This window comes from Flavivirga jejuensis, from assembly GCF_030540765.1.
Classification (GTDB): domain Bacteria; phylum Bacteroidota; class Bacteroidia; order Flavobacteriales; family Flavobacteriaceae; genus Flavivirga; species Flavivirga jejuensis.
Genome location: NZ_JAUOEL010000002.1, coordinates 416396 through 434840, shown reverse-complemented (window position 1 = coordinate 434840; position 18445 = coordinate 416396). Strand labels below are relative to the sequence as shown.

Genomic DNA, 18445 nt, shown 5'->3' with positions numbered 1-18445 from the left:
TATTAGATTACTTTTTTAATGACACGTAACTTATGGGTATGTGTTTTTTTGTCAACATTATAAATACCAGAGTGGTCTAATCTATCAATCCTAACTTTTCCATGTGCATGTATAACGTAGTTGTCTTTCATTATAATACCAACATGGGTTATAACACCTTCGTTATTATCAAAAAAAGCTAAATCGCCAGGTTCGCTTTCTTCAATAAAACTTAAAGCTTCTCCCTGAGTTGCTTGCTGTGATGCATCTCTTAATATTTTATAACCGTTTAATTTATAAACCATTTGAGTAAAGCCAGAGCAATCGATACCAAATGGTGTTTTTCCACCCCAAAGATATGGCGTGTTTAAATATGAAAATGCCGTTTGAACAATGTTGCTTTTTGCTTTTTTACCCTCAAAAAAAAGCCCTTCGTACTTATGATTTAAATGGGACAGTCCATTTAAGGTAGAGCCTAATAAAATAGGGTGTAATTGGTTGTTATTATCCTCTATAAACTCTACTAAGTCTGCCGAGAGTTTCGGAGTTTCCTTATTTAAAGATTTGTAAACTTCTTCTGTAATTTCGAGATATTGTTTGTTATCTACCCAACCTTCGTAAGCATCAAATGCTAAACGAATTTTACTCCAGTTTTTGCGTTGTTCTAAGACTTTAAAAATTTCGCCATAGATTACTTGTGATACAAGTTCACTAGTGTCTGCAGGCTCATCTCTAAGAGGAACAATGCTTAAATTACAAATTCCGTATTGCATAACGTTATTATCTATTAGTCATTACTATTAGTTATTTATGCAATTATTAATGAGAAAACCAGATTGCAGAATAAAAATTTTAAAAAGTATTTCATAATAAATTAATAACAGTAAAAAATATTTAAGATTAACGTTCTATTACAACTGCAGAAGCACCACCGCCTCCATTACAAATAGCAGCAGCTCCAATTTTAGCGTTGTTTTGTTCTAAAACGTTTAATAACGTGATTAAAATTCTAACACCTGAGCACCCTAATGGATGTCCTAATGATACAGCACCTCCATTTACGTTTACATTACTATCATTCAATCCGAGGATTTTCATATTTGCTAATCCTACTACAGAGAAAGCTTCGTTAAATTCAAAATATTCTATATCGCTAAGTTTGATACCAGCTTTATTTATAGCTTTAGGTAATGCCTTTGCTGGAGCTGTTGTAAACCATTCAGGCTCGTGAGCGGCATCAGCATAACCTTTTATAGTTGCTAAAGGAACTAAGCCTAAATCATTAGCTTTTTCTTTACTCATTAAAATCATTGCGCCAGCACCATCGTTTATAGTTGAGGCGTTAGCGGCTGTTACTGTTCCTTCTTTAGTGAATGCTGCACGTAATTGTGGAATTTTATCCATTTTCACATTAGTAAATTCTTCATCTTTGCTAACTATAATTGGTTCTCCACGACGTTGAGGCACTTCAACTGGGACAACTTCATTGTTAAATTTTCCAGCATCCCATGCTGCAGCAGAACGATTATAAGACTGTATAGCAAAAGCATCTTGTTCTTCTCTAGAGAATTTATATTCTGTTGCACATGCATCTGCACAAACTCCCATAGCATTTTGGTCGTAAGCATCTACTAATCCATCTTTTTGCATTCCATCAATTAACGAAGCTGGTCCAAATTTAGTACCCGTTCGAGTATGTAAATAATGAGGAATCAAACTCATGTTTTCCATACCACCAGCAACAACAATATCTGCATCGCCAAGAGCGATGGTTTGGGCAGCTTGCATAACAGCTTTCATTCCAGAGGCGCATACTTTGTTTATAGTAGTACATGGAACCGTATTGGGTATGCCTGCGTAAATAGCAGCTTGTCTTGCGGGGGCTTGACCTGTTCCAGCTTGTACCACATTGCCCATTAAAACTTCTTCAACTAGTTTTGGATCTAAATTTATTTTATTTAAGGCTCCTTTAATAGCAATAGCTCCAAGTTTTGGAGCAGTAATAGTGGATAGAGCACCTAGAAAACTACCTATAGGAGTTCTTACAGCTGATACAATAACTACTTCTTTATTCATTAATTTGATGTTTAGTTTATACTTGCGAAAATAACGATTTTTAGTAGAAATATGAATGATTCATTTATAGAAAATACATCTTGACTTTTTCTATTTCCTAAAAATAGCTAAAGTTTACCTATAACTTCGTTACTCTTTTTATGTTTAGATCTGTGTTTCACAAAAATATCACACCTTATATATGTTATTTTATTTTCGGTTAACAACAAAAAGGTAATATGAGTTCATATAAAAATGAAGAACGTTATAATTTTATTACATTTGAGACCATTAACCTTTTTGATGAAAGATTTTATAAATAAATTATATAGAAATCACTCCTTAATTTATAAGGGGTTGTTATTTATTTCTACCACTTTTTTAATTGTGTATTTATTTCCCAAAAGCGGAAAATTTAAATATAATTTTGAAAAAGGAAAGCCTTGGCAATCTGAAAATTTATATGCTCCTTTTGATTTTGCTATAAAAAAAACAGATGAAGAAATTACTTCTGAAAAAGAAGTGTTAACCAATAATTCTGTACTGTATTTTAATTTAGATAATACTGTAGAGGTAAAAGTAAAGTCCGAATATAAAAATCAGTTTAAAAACATAATATCAGATTCTATTTCTAGGACTGTATCTAAAAAGTTATACAAGGCTGGGGAAGCTATTATTTCTGAGTTGTATTTATTTGGAGTTTTAGGTGAGGATTATGATTTTTCGGATAATAAGGCCATAGTGTTACTTGATGGAAGGGTTAAAAAAGAAGATGGATTCTTTTCTCATTTAATTAAACAAGATGCTGTTTCAAAAGTAATTGATAATTCTTTAAACAAGTATGGACTGATTCAATATAAAACAAATTTTACTTCTTTGTTTTTTGATTTAGTAGAGCCCAACTTAGCATTCGATAAATCGTTTACAGCTAAAGTATTAGAAGAGGAAGTTGGAAAAATTGCTTATGCCAGAGGGAGTATTGCAAAGGAAACACTAATAGTTTCTAAGGGGGAAGTTGTTGAAGGGGATACATATCAAAAATTAAAATCATTACAGTCTGAATACGAATCGCAAGTTTGGAGCGAGTCTAATTATATATGGGTGCTATTCGCATATACATTATTGGTTGCATTAACTTTATTAATGTTGCTTTTATTCTTACGAAAGTATAGATTAAGTGTCTTTGAGGATAATACGAAGGTTACTTTTATTTTCTTTAATATTTCTTTATTAATATTTATTACAACCTTGGTAGTAAACTATAATTCGAAGTACATTTATGTTGTTCCAATTTGTATTTTGCCTTTGGTATTTAAAGCTTTTTTTGATGCTAGATTGGGTTTGTTTGCACATGTGCTTACGGTCTTATTAATAGGATTTATTGTCCCTAATAGTTATGAGTATATGTTTCTTCAAATTATTGCAGGAATTGTAACAATGCTAACTGTTTCAGAATTATATAAAAGAGCTAATTTATTTATTTCGGTAGGACAAATAACACTTATTTATATTATAGCATATTTTGCATTTGTCGTTATTCATGAAGGTAGTTTGAAAACTATAAAGTGGGAAATATTTATTTGGTTTATTTTAAGTGGATTGGCAACTCTTTTTGTGCAACCATTAATATATGTTTATGAAAAGCTTTTTGGTTTAGTTTCAGACGTATCACTTTTAGAATTATCAGACACTAATTCAAAATTGCTTAAAGAATTGTCTAATAAATCACCTGGAACGTTTCATCATTCTCTAAATGTAGCAAACCTTGCTGAGGCTTCGGCAAGTGAAATAGGTGCTAATGCCATGTTAGTAAGGGTAGGGGCTTTGTATCACGATATTGGAAAAATGAAAAATCCAACTTATTTCACAGAAAACCAATCAACAGGGATTAATCCACACGATGAATTATCATCGAGAGAGAGTGCTCGAATCATTACAAATCATGTTATAAACGGTATTGAGATCGCTAGAAAAAATAATTTACCAGATAGAGTTATAGATTTTATACGTACCCACCATGGTACTAGTGTTGTTTATTATTTTTATATGCAGGCAAAAAATGATTTTGAAGATGTTGATAAGTTAGATTTTAGTTATCCCGGACCAAAGCCATTTAGTAAGGAAACTGCTATATTAATGATGTGTGATAGTATTGAAGCGGCTTCTAAGAGTTTAAAAGAGCCCACATCTACTAAGATTGATGCTTTTGTTGAAACTATAATAAATAAGCAAATTGAAGAGGGGCAATTTTTGAACGCAAATATTACTTTTAAAGAGATTGAATCTATAAAAAAGGTGTTAAAACACAAGCTTGCAAATATTTACCATTTGCGGATTGAATATCCAGAATAAAAATTATAAAAAAGTAAATAAAATAGTTGCGTTATATATAAGTATCTAGTACATTTGCAACCGCAATTTTGTTGAAAAGTTCTTATAAAATTTGGAGAGGTGCCTGAGTGGCCGAAAGGAGCGGTTTGCTAAATCGTCGTAGGTGGAAACACTTACCCAGGGTTCGAATCCCTGTCTCTCCGCAAATTTCTTTTAGAAATTTAGATAATCAATTCGGGGTGTAGCGTAGCCCGGTTATCGCGCCGCGTTTGGGACGCGGAGGTCGCAGGTTCGAATCCTGCCACCCCGACGAACCTAGTAATAGGTAATAACAAAACACTGTTAATCGTATGATTATCAGTGTTTTTTGTTTTTACACATTTTATTTGATATCAAATGATACCATTTAAACCCATATAAAAGGTGTGCAATTAGGTGTGCAATTGTTTACCAAAAATGTGCTAACTTTAAAGAACTTTAGGGTGTGATTTGACTTTCTGCTTAACAAATTATTGTTTAACTAAAGTCAATGAGTTATGAAAACAAAAAGCACTTTTGCTGTTATTTTCTTTACAAGAAAATCTAGAAGCAATCCCAATCAGCTTTCTATCTATGTTCGTATTACTGTAAAAGGTAAACGAGCAGAAATGAGTTTAAAAAGAAGTATTGCCCAAAATGAATGGGACAGTACAAAAACAAAGGGTAGGGGTAATACCGAAAAAATAAGAGTTTTAAACGCCTATTTAGATGAGGTGTATAACAAACTGCTCCAATGTCATAAACAGCTCCTAGAAGAAGATAAAATCATATCCTCGGACGCCATTAAGTCCCGATACTTGGGAGAAGATGACAACAGCAAGACCTTAAAAGAATTAATCACTTACCACAATGGAAATATGATCCACGTTCTCAAAGCAGGAACGATGAAGAATTATTATACCACAGAAAGATACTTACAGAAGTTTTTACAAAAGAAAAAAAGAGTAAAGGATATTTACTTGAAACAATTAAATTTTAGATTCATCACAGATTTTGAACACTACCTGAGAACCTACAAAAATTCTAAAAAGCAATTGATATTATCCAATAATGGCGTGATGAAACATTTAGAGCGCTTTAAAAAAATGGTAAACCTAGCCATTAAACTAGAATGGATGAACAAAAACCCATTTAGCCAATTTCAATTAAAATATAACAAATACGACAGGGAATACCTAACAGAAAGAGAATTGCACCTATTAGAAGCTACAGAGTTTACAAGCGACCGCCTACAAAAAATCAAAGATTGTTTTGTGTTTTCATGTTATACTGGGCTATCCTATGTAGATGTTAAAGAACTTACAGAAAGCAATATTGTTAAGGGCATAGACGGCAATAATTGGATATATACCAAACGAGAAAAAACGGACGAACAGGTAAAAGTACCAATACTCCCCAAAGCATGGGCAATACTTGAAAAGTATAAAGTTATCCAAGAAAAAGATTTTACAACCAATAATGTATTACCCATAAGCTCCAATCAAAAGACCAATACTTATTTAAAAGAAATTGCGAAAGCTTGTGGTATCCACAAGAACATTTCTTTTCATGTTGCCAGACATACCTTTGCAACAACCGTCATGCTTTCCAATGGCGTACCTATAGAAACGGTATCCAAGCTATTGGGACATACCAAACTCGCAACAACCCAAATTTATGCTAGGGTAGTAGAGACCAAGATAAGTGAGGATATACAAAATCTACTTATACGATTTGAAAGCAAGAAGCAACAATCTCAAGAGCAAGCCAAAAAGGTCAATTTTTAAGACTCAAATAGAATTTCCTTTCAATAGAATATTAGAGATTGATTAGACAGGATTTATTGGATTGTAAAAACATAAATCATTAGTTTAAACTAATGGTGACAGGTTCTAAATAAAAAAGATGTTTTATTCTTCTTTTTTTGTATTAACTACAAAATCATCATTAATTTTTGAACCATATTTATTTTCAATCATTTTGAAAAAATCGGATAGAGCTATTTTCTTGTAGAAGCACATTATTGCAAGCGAAGATAAAGGGATTCTATACCCATCTTCCTTTTTTATTTTGGTTAAAATGTGTCGATGTACACCGTATTTTTTGCTGTGAGAGAGATTGGAAGCTCCGTCGGAAAGCCATTCAGTTGTAATATAGTTGCAAACAAATTTATCCAACAAAAAAACTTTTCCAGATTCATCTTGTTTATGACTCTTTTTATTTTTACTCTTTGACATAAAGACAAAAGAAAAATATTTTTTTTATTTTCATTGTCACGATAGTGCCAGTTTAGTTTTTTTTTATTAAGTTTGTTTTTGATTATATATATTTGCGATTCTTCGTATTAAAAATATTTGAAGCTGTCGCTTTGATTCTCTGTTAGAAAACTGGTAATTTTGCACCTGAGATGATAAGTAGATTAGCTCGCGACCTAGGCGTGAGCTCTCTTATCGGTGCAAGGTATACCAGTACCCCTAACAGGTAGGTTGAGTTTCACGCTTTTTTGTGTCTATACATTAAGGTTTTGAGATTTATTTATCTCATTTTTCAAGCCAACTTCAACTTTATTGATCATTATAAAATACGTATAATTTAATCTAAAATAGGAATACTATTTTATTTCCTGCTGCCTTTTGGTACGCAGTTATATGTTTATTGGTAAAATCTTAAAATCTATTTCATGTCTAATTCTAAAACTCCAACTGTTCCATATAGCTTGACTCGTCTATATTATGTCGCTGAACCCCTCTTAATCGAGTTGCTTAACAGATCTAACCTAACTAATGAAGTTAAAGTACATTGCAAATTGGGCTTAAAGGTTATAGGTATTATATACACTGGTCTATCTTGTAATTCGGGAATGTCCCTTTTATTTAATAAAAAATTTGATGGGTTCTTTTCCTTTTTTCCTAAGGATTATATTAACAATAGGGAATTGATTCCTGTTGATATGATTTTTACCAATCTAGTGTTGTGCGCTAAAGCAAATGAGGTTGTAAATGCTAGTTGGTAGCCTAAAAAAAAATTAAAATTATGAGCGGGGATAGAAAAGACTTCACTCATAGGGAGTATAAAAGCTATTTTGAAAGCTTGTATCCGCAACTTTGTGTGTTTGCATACAAGTATCTCAATGATTTAGATACCTCAAAAGACGTTGTTCAGGATGTTTTTATTAAAGTATGGGAATCTAAAACCGTTTTTAAAAATGAAACCCATGCTACTGGATTTTTTTATAAAGCTGTAAAAAATAAATGCCTCAATTATTTAAAAAGTAAGACCTATAGGGTTACAGAGTGTTATGAGCTTGCAAAGTTAGAGGCTTATGACACTGAAGAATTCTATATGTCTGAAGCCGTAGTTCTAGAAACCACCGTTGTTATAGAAAACGCCATCAATGGACTACCAGAAAAAGCCGCTCAAGTTATTAGATTGAGTATAAAAGATTTTACAAATAATGAGATCGCAGAGCAATTATCCATATCTATCAATACGGTCAAAGATCATAAAAAAGTAGCCTATCACAAATTAAGAAAGCTTCTTGACTTTTTAAAAACGAGATAACTTGTTTTACATAGAAAAAAATTGAATGAAAAAATAAGATTTAAATATTTATTTAATTTGCCTTTATTTTAAATTTTACATAGTATTTTAATCCACTTTTCGAGCCTCCGCATTACCTTTTTTTGATAGCAAAACAACAATATTCAGTTTTGAACTACGGCATAAATCAGGCTCGTGCCTCGCTCTTTTTTATACGTCTTATCAAACCTGAATATTGAATCAAATCAAGCATCAAAAAAAGGTAATACGAAGGCTCTATGGGAAGTAAATCAAGTTAAAGAACTGTGATCATTCCGCAGTATCCTAGAGGAGGAGGGGCTAAAAAAATCAAAAAAAAGGAAAATACTCTGGATATAATAAGTAAATCATTTTTAATGTCTGATGTATTGAGTAATATCTAATTTTAAATAATTTAAGAACTGCACATTTAATAAAATCTGTATTTTCTTTTTCTTAAAATTTCACTTTTACTCTGAATATATGCTTTAAGCTAATATTTTGGCTAGGTATTTGTTTTCGACCGTGTGCGGGCGGAAATGAATAGCAAGAGGGTAACGTGCTAAAGCGACGTTACGTTATTCATTTTCTTGGAAAAGGCTTATAAACAAAGAGGTTTCATTGGTTTCTCAATAAGTTTAAAGATGAAAGTTTACTGTAAATCCCTTCGAAACACAAGTAAACATTGAAAAAGTTTGCTGTAAATAATGAAAAGTATCTTAAAAGAAAATATTTCAAAATCAGATAATAATCATTCAAGGTAAGACGTATCTAAAATTTGAGTTCTATGCCTATTGGATTGGAAATCAAGATGTGTGTCTGTGGACACATTCTTGTTTGCTCCCGAAGGTCGCAGAATTTAAAAAGTCATTTATTCCATAAAGAGAATCCGTTTTTAAAGTGATGGATTTAGAGGCTGGATTTTAAAACGTTTTTCTGTATTGGTTCTGAATTGAGCGTGGAGAATCCATTGCTTTAAAAATGAACCAAGCGAGCCAAAAGCGAGTGCGGTAGCATATATCGAAAAACGCATCAAATTTTTATGACACATTTCATTTTTTAGTAAAAAATTCCTTGATTTTACTGGGGTCAGAGCATTTTTTACGAAAAAATGAAATATTAAAATTCATTATATAAGTATAAGGTATTGAAAATAAATTAAATACAAAATAGTAACATCGCTATGCGTGTTACCCTCTTGCTTTTCCGCTTAGTTTTGTAAACACACTTTACATAAGGACTTTTTATTGGATATTTAAGTCGATGTTTATCATTAGTTTTTTACAAGGGAAAACTCAAATAAGGAATGCTATATGACCAAAAATTGGTTTAAAATGGACTTTTTTTAACTCAGTTCTTTGTTGGGCTTTTGTACTTTATTATTTAAAATATTTTATCTACTTCTTTCAACTCTTTTGTGAGTTCTGTAATCTTATCTCTCAATACCGAAGCATAAGTATAAAATTCAATATTTTTATATGTTTGATTACCAAAAAGGTTTTTTAATTTTGTGCTTAGAAACTCTAAAACCCCAATTTGTTGTTCGTATTCTTCTAAAATATCTCTTTCCTTTAATCCTTGTTTTACTTTTTCAATATCTTCATCAATCGAATGATATGTTTCAATAGTTATTCTATCATTTTCTTTTGTTAGAAGTTTTTCAAATATATATGTTCCACTTTTGAAAAGAGATTCAAATTTTATATTATAATTAGCCATTATTTTTTCAAATTTCAGTTTTAACTCCTTTCCGATTTCCTCGAGATAAGTGAGAGTTATTTTTGAGTTACTAGTAATTAAATCAGAGATTGTAAAATTTTCAGATTCAATTTCAGCTTCTGTTCCCCAAAAAATGTGTTTGACAATTTGTTTTTCACTATTCTTTATATCAAAAAAATGACGTGTTTTAATTTTTCCTGTTCTTTTCTCTGAAGGATGTCCAAAAACTTTATTTCTGATATTCCGTATTTTTTTATATTCAGATAAAGAGAATCCTTTATTATTCTGTTCAGTTATTGCATACTTTAAGGTATTAACAGAGTCTTGTTCTATATAAATAGTTTGAATTATCCCTATAGTTTCAAGATAATTGATTGATTTCAATGAATAATACTCTTTTTTTGGTCTTTGAAGATCACTAATTATATGAAGTGAAGCACAAAGTGCATCCCAATTCTCAAGGTCTTTTATATAATAATTTTGAACTTGAGGATGATTTATCAAATCGAAAAAGAGACTTATCTGTGTTTCTATTTCTTCTTCTAATATCATTGATTTTCGATTATGTTCCGTTTTCTGTATGTTCAACGTCTCGGCTATGGTTAGTACGGGAATTAAAATTACTGATTTTCCGATTAAGCACTAAGCCAAAACTTTTTATTTTGTTTTATCTTTTTCTTTATAAAGCCAAATCAAAAAGATTTGGCGGACTTCGTTTTAAGCTCTAAACTTTGGGTTCAGTACCAAAACCCGTATTAATTATAAGTTTTGTTAGCCACTTTTTTATTCAAATTCAATTAATTCTAATTCATCCAATATCTGTTTTTCATCTAAGAAATAACTTGAAGAAAAAGTATATTCATTTTTTATTTCATTTTGATAATCGCTATATATATTTATTTCTATCTCAGGTGATTCAAATGTTTTTCCCACGTATGCAAAAACATTTGATAAATCTGTAATATTTGGAGTAAAATAAATTTTACCATTAATTTTGTTTTTATTCTTTAAAATTTCTAATTTTTCTAAATCCGTATTAAAAATGATTAAATCATTTCTTAAATAAGACTTAGGATATTTGTATTTAATTGCCTCTAATATAATTACATCAATCCTATCATTCGGATAATTTTCTTGTTGCGGATACTCTTTTAGGAGCTTTTCAATTCTATTGCCTGTATATTTGTCATCCTCTTTTTTTTGTTTCAATAAATTGTAATCAGTAGAGAGTTTTCTTTTATAAAAAACATTTCCAATAGCTGTTTCACCATAATTTTTATCGGCAACAATAATTATATGTTTCAAAATTCTACATTCTTCAATATCTAATCCTTTAATTATTCTTTTACTCATTCCATTTTTATTTCGTAATGTTGGTAACGACTCGTGTATGAGTAGTGCGGGATTTCGAAGCTCTAAACTATCAAATTACACTGCCGTTTATTAATTCGTTTAAACATACCACTATTTCCGCATTATTTATGACACATTGTTAGGGGCTGGGCTTTGTTCTAGCACAATTATTTCATTCAAATTTTCATGAAAAAAATACCCCTGATAGTCTAGTTTATCATTATTCATTTTGGTAATTATGAGAATGCTAAACGAGACTCCATAATTATCATCAGCAAGAATACCAAACATAGTTGCAATATCTTGACGACTTGGTGATAGACTAAATTTGGGATGAGAATGCCATTCTCCAATATAATAACCTGATTTTCTTTTATAGTGTTTCCTTAAAAGCATATCAGATTTCTTAACTCCTCTAATAAAAGAAGCTATGGAGTATTTGTTATCTTCATTTGAAACTGAAACATCCACTATTTCGAAACTATTATCTTCGATTTTGTTACCAATTAGTATTCCTCCCGTTTCAAAATCACCAGATTTTCTAAGAGCTCTCTCAATTTTAGCCTCAACTTCAAGAGAAACTTTAAATTTAATCTTCGTCATTCTTTATAATTGTATCATTTGTGATATTTAAAACTTCCTGTTCAGTTAAACCAAGTTCTGACTCAATTTGCTTGTTACCAAAACAAACAAAGCAGTTTGAATATGATATGAATTTGGATGTATCTACTTTAACACATGCAAATTCTTCTTTGAAAATCCATTTCTTTTCATTCCCCCATAAAATAATGTTAGGTTTTGATTTAAATACCTCTAAGGTATCAGTAAGAAGAATCTCAAGAGCCATTTTAACAGTAAAAAGCGAGATAAATTTAGCATCAATACTAAGTGCAGGTGTTGGAAGTATTTCCCCTTCTTCTGTTTCGTTATAATTAATAAACTTACTGTCAGGTGTATCGTTAAACCCTTCCTGTGATTCTAATATCCTAGATAGTTTATTATTCATACATTCAAAACAGGGAGTTATTTCGGGGATAATTCTTAGGATTTCCCCACCGTAACCCATAGGATATACTTTAGAATGAAGCGATGGTATCTTATATAACCAACAAAACTCATTGATGACCTCTTCTATATCAGCTGTTGCATTTACAATTATATCAACGCCCTTTATTTTCTCACTAACATGGCTTGGAATAGTAATTATGTTAGTATTGACACAATCAATCTTAATGAAAGGGTTAATCTGATATAATTTATTCTTTAAAGCTTGAGTTTTTTTTAAGCCAATATCTTCTATACCACATGTATGTCTTATTACATTTTCTACAGTTAAATATTCATCATCAATTAGTATCAACTCTGAAACACCTGATTTCACAAATTCCTCTGCAATAACACTCCCTGCAGAACCGCATCCAATAATAGCTACCTTTTTTGTATTAATTAGTGAAGCTTTTTGAGAATCAGGTACCCTTGAGTTTAGTTTAGTTAAATCTGGGTTATAGCATCCAAAATATTTAATTTCCCCTTCTTTATAATTGATTTCTGCATACAATTCGGCTTTATTATTTGTAAAAAAAACAATTTGTTTAACCTTGTCCTTCTCTATGTGATTTTGTATTTCCTCTACCGATATAATTTTCTCACTGCTTAAATACTTAATGAATATATTTAGGTTGTCTTTAAACACAATTGAATTTAGGTGATTTAGGGATACTCTAATCCATACTCCTTTATTTTTTGAAAACAAGAGGTTGAATCCCCATATTTTTAAGTACTCATTTTCAAAAGCCTTTTTAATATAATCACTATCTGGTTTTTCTTTTGGTAATATCGGACTTATAATTACCCTATTATCAGCTATTGAACTGTGATAGGTAAAACTCCCAATATTAGAACCATTAGGAAATGATAAAGGATATGGAACTATGCATTGGATAGTTCTTTTGGTATTATCTAATTTTGTTGGTTCAGTTTCTTCATAGACATCGAGTTTACCTGATTTGTTTTCAATCATATCTAAAGCTGCTAATAATAGTTTTTCAAGACTCTTAATAATATCAACAGCTGATAGTGAAGAATTCCACGTTTTGTCCCTAATATCTAAGCAAAAAGCAGTACTAATAAATTGATGGTTTCCAACCCAATCCTTTTCCCGACCTTTTGGATAAATATAAGGAACTGAAAAAGGATAATTTTGAGGATATTTTAATTCAAATGGAAAGTTGATAAAACCGCCAACTTTTGCTGGAAGGAATAAAGTGCCAGATAGCCAAAGTAATTCCTTTTGAATGAAGAATTCAAAATCATTTGATTTCCATTCACTATTTAGTCTCAATTTTTCCCTAGCAAAAATGTGTTTTTTATCTTCCCACCATTTCATTTTTGAAACCCTTCTCTTTTAGTTTTGGGAAGTTTTTTTGGCAATTCTGTATCAATGCTTTTATTAACATTAGCAGATAAAAAAGTAGACGTGGATGAAAGTAATCCCTTATTCTTTATATTGCTAAAAGTCTTTGTCATCAATTCCTCCCCAAAAGGTCTGTTCATTGCTTCATTAATAAAACTTAAACCTCTCTCTGCTTGTGAAGTTATGTTGCTAAGATCTTTTTTTATTTCATTCAACCAATTATAAAAATGAGTTTGTCTTTCTGGAAATTCCTTCCATTTATCAGCGAAGTTTTCCAAACTGTTAACAGGATTTTCAACCCATTTTTCTTTCTCTCCAGTATTTGGATTGTAGTCCTTGATATTCTCATACATTGTACTAATTACATTACCAAGTGCATCCATAATGTTTACTTCGCCTCTGTACGCGTGAGATGCTAAAGTTGTTATAATAATTGAAATTGGTTTGTTCTTTCTTTCTTCTTCGCTTTTACCTTTGTAAAACATATCTCTATGTCTTTTCAAAATTTGAACAACCCTCTGCAAAGGAAATCTCTCTTTTTGAAAAGTAGGTACAGGCTTTACTGATTCATTTAGAGAAAACAGCTTTGTAGTTTGCTGTAAAGAGGCTTTTGCAAAAAACCATTGAGCATATCCAAAAGGATTACTTTTATGCCAATCTTCAGGAGTATTCGAACTATAATAGTTATCACTTTTATTATCAGTGATACTAATACCTAATTTATCGACTTCTTCTGCACTAAAAGCTTTTGCATAAGATTCATTCAAGATTACATTATATCCTTCGCTTGTGATAGCAGGTAAAATATCCATATGATATTTCTCCTTTAAATTATCTGATTCTTGGCGGTATTTTAGTGTCCAACATCGTCTGCCTTCTTCATCTAACAAGTCATCTATTCTTTTATTAGCTTTAAGCTGGTCTCCTACAATTTTTTTCAGGTCAAATTGCGTCCAAGAATCATTCTTCTTGCTAAGTTCACAAACCAAATCAATATCCAAATCATCGTCAACTGATATAGGTTTTATAATAGTGCCTAGTATAAACGACCCTTGCGGTTTTATTGTTGGGTTGTATGGTGCTAATTCTGAGTCATCCTTTGAAAGCCAAGTTCCAACAGATTCATAGCTTGTAACAGCGGCATTAAATTGAGTTTCTGATATATCAAGATTTCCTCCTAATGTTTCTAATACCTCATTGAATTGTTCCTTTTGTTCTATTGTGAGCATAGTGTAATTATTTTATTTCGATTGTTTTATAAAATCCATCTCTATCCTTATTTTGGTCATAAATAATTAAGTTCATGTCTGCCTTAGGCATCCATATTCGACCAAATTCAATTGATGCAGCAATTGGCATTGCAGGAAAAACATTTAGCACATTATCTTGTCCATGTTTAGCTTTTGCTATGTCAAAAAATTGTCTGCAAATTTTTCTAAACTCAGATAAGATGGTTTTAGATTTCAAGAAATCATTATCTGGTTTATTGTGCGTAATTGTCCAAATACTAATTTTAGAACTATAAAGTTTTTCAATTCTGTCATTTGTAATAGTTGCACTTAAAGAAATATTTAGAACAGGAATTCCATCATAGTTTTCGGGTTCAATTAATTTGAACCCAGTGAAACTATTTTCACTTTGCCATTTCCAAGTAGAAGGTTCTCTGTGTTTTTGAAAAACATCTACATCATATAAATCAGTAAAAAGTGTTCCTAACTTAATTAACAATGGTTGAGGAGCTAAACCAAAAAGGGAAAAAGATTTAATTTCATTGTGAGTTTTAATGGGTTCAACCTTTTCTTGGAATTGTCTTATTAAATTTTCAGTTTCCAGCGACCAAAATAAATCTTCTTTATCTTTTATAATGCTATTTGTTATTCCTAGTTCAATACCATAATTGTCATTCGGGAATTTATTTGGTAACACAGCTTGTGCTGAAGATTTAAAACATAAAGCAGAGTCTTGGTTGCCAATATTAGAACCATAAAAAACAAGATGTGTCTTGTTTTGTGGAATTAAAGATGTCAAAAGTTCAATTCTTTTTTCATGTTCTTTTTTCATCTGAATAAGCAGGATTTCAGTATGACCAGGAACATCTTCCTTATCAATTAATCGATGATGTTCATCACACATCAGCATAAGATTGCTGAATGATTTTGCAAGTAATGGAGAACGAAGATAATTTCCTCTTGGTCCTTCTGCACTATCCGCAACAATATGGGCTATATATGCTTTATTCATTTTGGCCATTGTCAACTCGTCTCTCCAGAGTGCTTTGTTACAACCAGCATATTCACATCTACCTCCAGCCAATGTCCAAAGCTGTACCTTTATCTTTTCTGGAATATTTGTTTTTGACATTCATTAATTTTTGGTCATTATGCTATAACTGTGTGCACTGCGCTTCTTGCCTTGCCCTTAACGTCTAGTGCCAGAATAGTAGCCGATTGTGGGCATCTATATTGTCAAGTTATACAAACTTTGAAGCGGACTGCAACTCTTAAAATTACGACTATCTCGGCTATTATTTTTATACATTGTGGCTGTTGCACAACTCAAAAAATACTACAAAACACCCCCCGCTGGCGCGGAAATGTTTTCCGTGCCCGTAAGATTATAAGTCCGCGCTATCGGGATATTGTGGGCAGTTATTTTTTAACTTGCCAACCAGTATCGAATTTTATAAATTCCACTTCATCTTCACTTGGTAATACACTACAGGATTCATTATCTTTTCTTAATTCATAAAATGGTGTAGGTGACCATTTATACTTATATCTTACTATAGCGCTACCTTTTTCAGAATTTTCTGCTATTCCTGTAATTTCTAATAATTCTGCATTTCCAAGTAGGAAAGTTCTATTTTTTTTATTTTTAAAAACCTTTCCTTTTTCCGTCAATTTATATGTGAGCCTTCTATCTTTATTACTAACTGAATGAACAAATCCTTCATTTTGAAGTTTTTCAAGTTTTTTTATGTTTTCAGTATTAATTAATCTATCGTCAAATTCTTCCCAGACATTTCCGTTGAAACTACTACTAAAACTATTGAGTTTGTCAAAACATTCATATTTATAATCTTTTATTTAATACTTCAAATGCCATTTCTTTAGTTAATTTGTCTTTTGAACAAGATGTTAAAATAGATATGGTTAATACTGTGATAATTATTTTTTTCATTTTATATAGATTTCAAATTAAAGTTCAATGATAATTATTTGCAATATGTTGAGCAATAATTAATGAAAACCCCTTGAATTCTGATGAAAGTTTTTGTTCAACAGAAATGTTGCTCTCAAATTGCCTACAACAATAGTATAAAGAACACATGTTCTTTATATACTCAAACATAGGATATATATCTTTTATATAATACCTGTAAAATAAACGAGGTTTTATTTTTTGAAAAATTACTCGTAACCAGCATATTGTGTTTCTGGTATTTTAGAATTTTTAACTGTATTATAATGCGGTGTTTTATATAAGTAAATACAAAAAAATGGAGCAGGAGGGTGGTAAATAACATTAGAAATATTAAACAAGATTGAGTATAGGTTTAATTAACTACAATATCATAAATACTGGGCTTTGACAATCAGTCAAAATGCTATTTTCATTAATATTCATATAATTTGTATCTTTATAACATCAAAGAAGATCAAATTATATCTTCAAAGTTCTTTTTATAGTTTTAGTGTACAAATAGGTGTGCATATTTTAAGAAAACAATATAAATAGCTGAATAATAGTGTGATATAAAGTGGTGGTTAAGCCTGCCACCCCGACAACATAGAGTATCAATCTATATCAAAAACCTGTTAATCGTATGATTAACAGGTTTTTTTATTTTTAACGATATCAAAGGAGCATAAAAAATACTGTTAAAAAAGACAACAAATCGGATAACAAATCCATTTTAATAAAAGTGTTGACCGAATTGTTAAAATTGAATGATTAGTTGGTAGAATAAATGTATCTTTAAAGTGATTTGACTTTCGTCTGGTAATAAAACAATTATTAAGAAAAACGACGAAATCATGAAAACAACAGCAACTTTCAGCATTTTGTTCTGGGCAGATTTAGCCAGAGCAAAAAACCATCAAGCCTCGATTTACGTAAGAATTACGGTTAATGGTAAACGAGCAACCATTAGTTTAAAACGAAAAGTTCCCGTATCGGATTGGGATGCGCATAAGGGAAGATCCAGAGGCACTAACCAAAAAGCTAGAATACTTAACAACTATTTAGAAGAAGTAAATAGCAGTATTTTTAAAAGCTATCAAGATTTAAAGCTCGAACATAAGCTATTGGAGAATACGGATTTTAAAAGTGACCGACTACAGCGAATAAAAGACTATTTTGTGTTTTCCTGTTATACAGGACTATCGTATGTAGATGTCAAGGAACTTACAAAAGATAATATTGTAAAGGGTATAGACAACAATAATTGGATTTATACCAAACGAGAGAAAACGGATGAGCTTGTAAAAATATCGATTCTACCCATAGCTTGGAGAAAACTTCAAAAGTATCTTACAGCTAGAGAAATAGAATTTACCAAAAATATATTACCCATCAGTTCCAATCAAAAAACCAATACTTATTTAAAGGAAATTGCAAAACCAAGCGGAATTCAGAAGAATGTTTCCTTTCATGTTGCCAGACATACTTTTGCGACTACGGTTATGTTGTCCAATGGCGTACCTATAGAAGCGGTCTCCAAACTTTTAAGTCATACCAAGTTATTCACTAAACAAATATATGTTAGAGTAGTGGAGAGCAAAATAATCGAGACTCTAAATAATTTATTGGAACGATTTGAGCAAAAGCGAAGTGAAACCGTGAGTAATAATTGAGAAACGACACTTAGCATTTATTCCATTTTTAATAGATGTCAGTACTTTTCATTTTACAATTGGATTAAATAGCTTTTAATCGAAAAGAATTCCTCGAGGCTCTGCCTCGGGGTTTCCGTTGAAATTGTCATTCCCGCGAATCCCGATAGCTATCGGGACTGCC

Annotated in this window: 15 protein-coding genes and 2 tRNA genes; 7 read left to right on the top strand and 10 right to left on the bottom strand. The window is 31.1% G+C overall.

What is annotated here, in order from left to right; genetic code table 11:
- Positions 1–2: 2 nt before the first annotated feature.
- Both Q4Q40_RS06745 and Q4Q40_RS06740 read right to left on the bottom strand, forming a co-directional pair.
- Positions 3–752, bottom strand: a complete 750-nt coding sequence (locus Q4Q40_RS06745; protein ID WP_303301020.1) for a C40 family peptidase — start codon at positions 750–752, stop codon at positions 3–5.
- A gap of 127 nt (positions 753–879) precedes the next feature.
- Positions 880–2055: an acetyl-CoA C-acyltransferase gene (locus tag Q4Q40_RS06740; RefSeq protein WP_303301019.1), complete on the bottom strand. Its 1176-nt coding sequence runs from the start codon at positions 2053–2055 to the stop codon at positions 880–882.
- Between the two features lie 282 nt (positions 2056–2337).
- Here Q4Q40_RS06740 and Q4Q40_RS06735 point away from each other — a divergent pair, with 282 nt between their 5' ends.
- The 4 genes from Q4Q40_RS06735 (at position 2338) to Q4Q40_RS06720 (ending at position 6170) form a co-directional block, all read left to right on the top strand.
- Positions 2338–4386: an HD family phosphohydrolase gene (locus tag Q4Q40_RS06735; protein WP_303301428.1), complete on the top strand. Its 2049-nt coding sequence runs from the start codon at positions 2338–2340 to the stop codon at positions 4384–4386.
- A 93-nt stretch (positions 4387–4479) separates the two neighbouring features.
- Positions 4480–4568, top strand: a tRNA-Ser gene (locus Q4Q40_RS06730).
- A 32-nt stretch (positions 4569–4600) separates the two neighbouring features.
- Positions 4601–4675, top strand: a tRNA-Pro gene (locus tag Q4Q40_RS06725).
- 226 nt (positions 4676–4901) lie between these two features.
- Positions 4902–6170, top strand: coding sequence for a site-specific integrase (locus tag Q4Q40_RS06720; RefSeq protein ID WP_303301018.1), 1269 nt, complete (start codon positions 4902–4904; stop codon positions 6168–6170).
- A 123-nt stretch (positions 6171–6293) separates the two neighbouring features.
- Here Q4Q40_RS06720 and Q4Q40_RS06715 read toward each other — a convergent pair whose 3' ends face one another.
- The gene (locus Q4Q40_RS06715; RefSeq protein WP_169669119.1) at positions 6294–6620 is read right to left on the bottom strand and encodes a hypothetical protein; all 327 of its coding nucleotides are present in this window, start codon (positions 6618–6620) and stop codon (positions 6294–6296) included.
- A gap of 443 nt (positions 6621–7063) precedes the next feature.
- On the opposite strand from Q4Q40_RS06715, the gene Q4Q40_RS06710 reads away from it, so the two are divergent.
- Both Q4Q40_RS06710 and Q4Q40_RS06705 read left to right on the top strand, forming a co-directional pair.
- On the top strand, positions 7064–7396 hold the full coding sequence (locus tag Q4Q40_RS06710) for a hypothetical protein (RefSeq protein ID WP_303301017.1): 333 nt from the start codon (positions 7064–7066) through the stop codon (positions 7394–7396).
- Between the two features lie 20 nt (positions 7397–7416).
- The gene (locus Q4Q40_RS06705; RefSeq protein ID WP_303301016.1) at positions 7417–7944 is read left to right on the top strand and encodes an RNA polymerase sigma-70 factor; all 528 of its coding nucleotides are present in this window, start codon (positions 7417–7419) and stop codon (positions 7942–7944) included.
- A gap of 1380 nt (positions 7945–9324) precedes the next feature.
- On the opposite strand, the gene Q4Q40_RS06700 is transcribed toward Q4Q40_RS06705, so the two are convergent.
- The 7 genes from Q4Q40_RS06700 to Q4Q40_RS06670 all read right to left on the bottom strand — a co-directional run bounded on the left by Q4Q40_RS06700 (position 9325) and on the right by Q4Q40_RS06670 (position 16326).
- Complete coding sequence (locus Q4Q40_RS06700) at positions 9325–10212, bottom strand: hypothetical protein (RefSeq protein WP_303301015.1); 888 nt, start codon at positions 10210–10212, stop codon at positions 9325–9327.
- A 231-nt stretch (positions 10213–10443) separates the two neighbouring features.
- Complete coding sequence (locus Q4Q40_RS06695; RefSeq protein ID WP_303301014.1) at positions 10444–11013, bottom strand: hypothetical protein; 570 nt, start codon at positions 11011–11013, stop codon at positions 10444–10446.
- 126 nt (positions 11014–11139) lie between these two features.
- Complete coding sequence (locus Q4Q40_RS06690) at positions 11140–11616, bottom strand: Mov34/MPN/PAD-1 family protein (protein ID WP_303301013.1); 477 nt, start codon at positions 11614–11616, stop codon at positions 11140–11142.
- Entirely contained in the window at positions 11603–13399 is a 1797-nt protein-coding gene (locus Q4Q40_RS06685) for a ThiF family adenylyltransferase (RefSeq protein ID WP_303301012.1), read from the bottom strand. The genes Q4Q40_RS06690 and Q4Q40_RS06685 overlap by 14 nt, the downstream gene beginning before the upstream one ends.
- Positions 13396–14655 carry a cyclic GMP-AMP synthase DncV-like nucleotidyltransferase gene (locus Q4Q40_RS06680; RefSeq protein WP_303301011.1) on the bottom strand — a complete coding sequence of 420 codons (1260 nt, stop codon included), beginning with the start codon at positions 14653–14655 and terminating at the stop codon, positions 13396–13398. Before Q4Q40_RS06680 ends, Q4Q40_RS06685 begins: the two co-directional genes overlap by 4 nt.
- Positions 14656–14662: 7 nt before the next feature.
- Positions 14663–15787 carry an SAVED domain-containing protein gene (locus Q4Q40_RS06675; protein WP_303301010.1) on the bottom strand — a complete coding sequence of 375 codons (1125 nt, stop codon included), beginning with the start codon at positions 15785–15787 and terminating at the stop codon, positions 14663–14665.
- 287 nt (positions 15788–16074) lie between these two features.
- Positions 16075–16326, bottom strand: coding sequence for a hypothetical protein (locus tag Q4Q40_RS06670; protein WP_303301009.1), 252 nt, complete (start codon positions 16324–16326; stop codon positions 16075–16077).
- Between the two features lie 1137 nt (positions 16327–17463).
- On the opposite strand from Q4Q40_RS06670, the gene Q4Q40_RS06665 reads away from it, so the two are divergent.
- Positions 17464–18282 (top strand): site-specific integrase, encoded by an 819-nt coding sequence (locus Q4Q40_RS06665; protein WP_303301008.1) that lies wholly within the window; start codon positions 17464–17466, stop codon positions 18280–18282.
- The last annotated feature ends 163 nt before the right edge of the window (positions 18283–18445 follow it).

Bases quoted from the DNA above. Each gene is read 5' to 3' on its own strand.
- Q4Q40_RS06745 (WP_303301020.1), bottom strand. From the start codon at position 752: ATGCAATACGGAATTTGTAATTTAAGCATTGTTCCTCTTAGAGATGAG.
- Q4Q40_RS06740 (WP_303301019.1), bottom strand. From the start codon at position 2,055: ATGAATAAAGAAGTAGTTATTGTATCAGCTGTAAGAACTCCTATAGGT.
- Q4Q40_RS06735 (WP_303301428.1), top strand. From the start codon at position 2,338: ATGAAAGATTTTATAAATAAATTATATAGAAATCACTCCTTAATTTAT.
- Q4Q40_RS06720 (WP_303301018.1), top strand. From the start codon at position 4,902: ATGAAAACAAAAAGCACTTTTGCTGTTATTTTCTTTACAAGAAAATCT.
- Q4Q40_RS06715 (WP_169669119.1), bottom strand. From the start codon at position 6,620: ATGTCAAAGAGTAAAAATAAAAAGAGTCATAAACAAGATGAATCTGGA.
- Q4Q40_RS06710 (WP_303301017.1), top strand. From the start codon at position 7,064: ATGTCTAATTCTAAAACTCCAACTGTTCCATATAGCTTGACTCGTCTA.
- Q4Q40_RS06705 (WP_303301016.1), top strand. From the start codon at position 7,417: ATGAGCGGGGATAGAAAAGACTTCACTCATAGGGAGTATAAAAGCTAT.
- Q4Q40_RS06700 (WP_303301015.1), bottom strand. From the start codon at position 10,212: ATGATATTAGAAGAAGAAATAGAAACACAGATAAGTCTCTTTTTCGAT.
- Q4Q40_RS06695 (WP_303301014.1), bottom strand. From the start codon at position 11,013: ATGAGTAAAAGAATAATTAAAGGATTAGATATTGAAGAATGTAGAATT.
- Q4Q40_RS06690 (WP_303301013.1), bottom strand. From the start codon at position 11,616: ATGACGAAGATTAAATTTAAAGTTTCTCTTGAAGTTGAGGCTAAAATT.
- Q4Q40_RS06685 (WP_303301012.1), bottom strand. From the start codon at position 13,399: ATGAAATGGTGGGAAGATAAAAAACACATTTTTGCTAGGGAAAAATTG.
- Q4Q40_RS06680 (WP_303301011.1), bottom strand. From the start codon at position 14,655: ATGCTCACAATAGAACAAAAGGAACAATTCAATGAGGTATTAGAAACA.
- Q4Q40_RS06675 (WP_303301010.1), bottom strand. From the start codon at position 15,787: ATGTCAAAAACAAATATTCCAGAAAAGATAAAGGTACAGCTTTGGACA.
- Q4Q40_RS06665 (WP_303301008.1), top strand. From the start codon at position 17,464: ATGAAAACAACAGCAACTTTCAGCATTTTGTTCTGGGCAGATTTAGCC.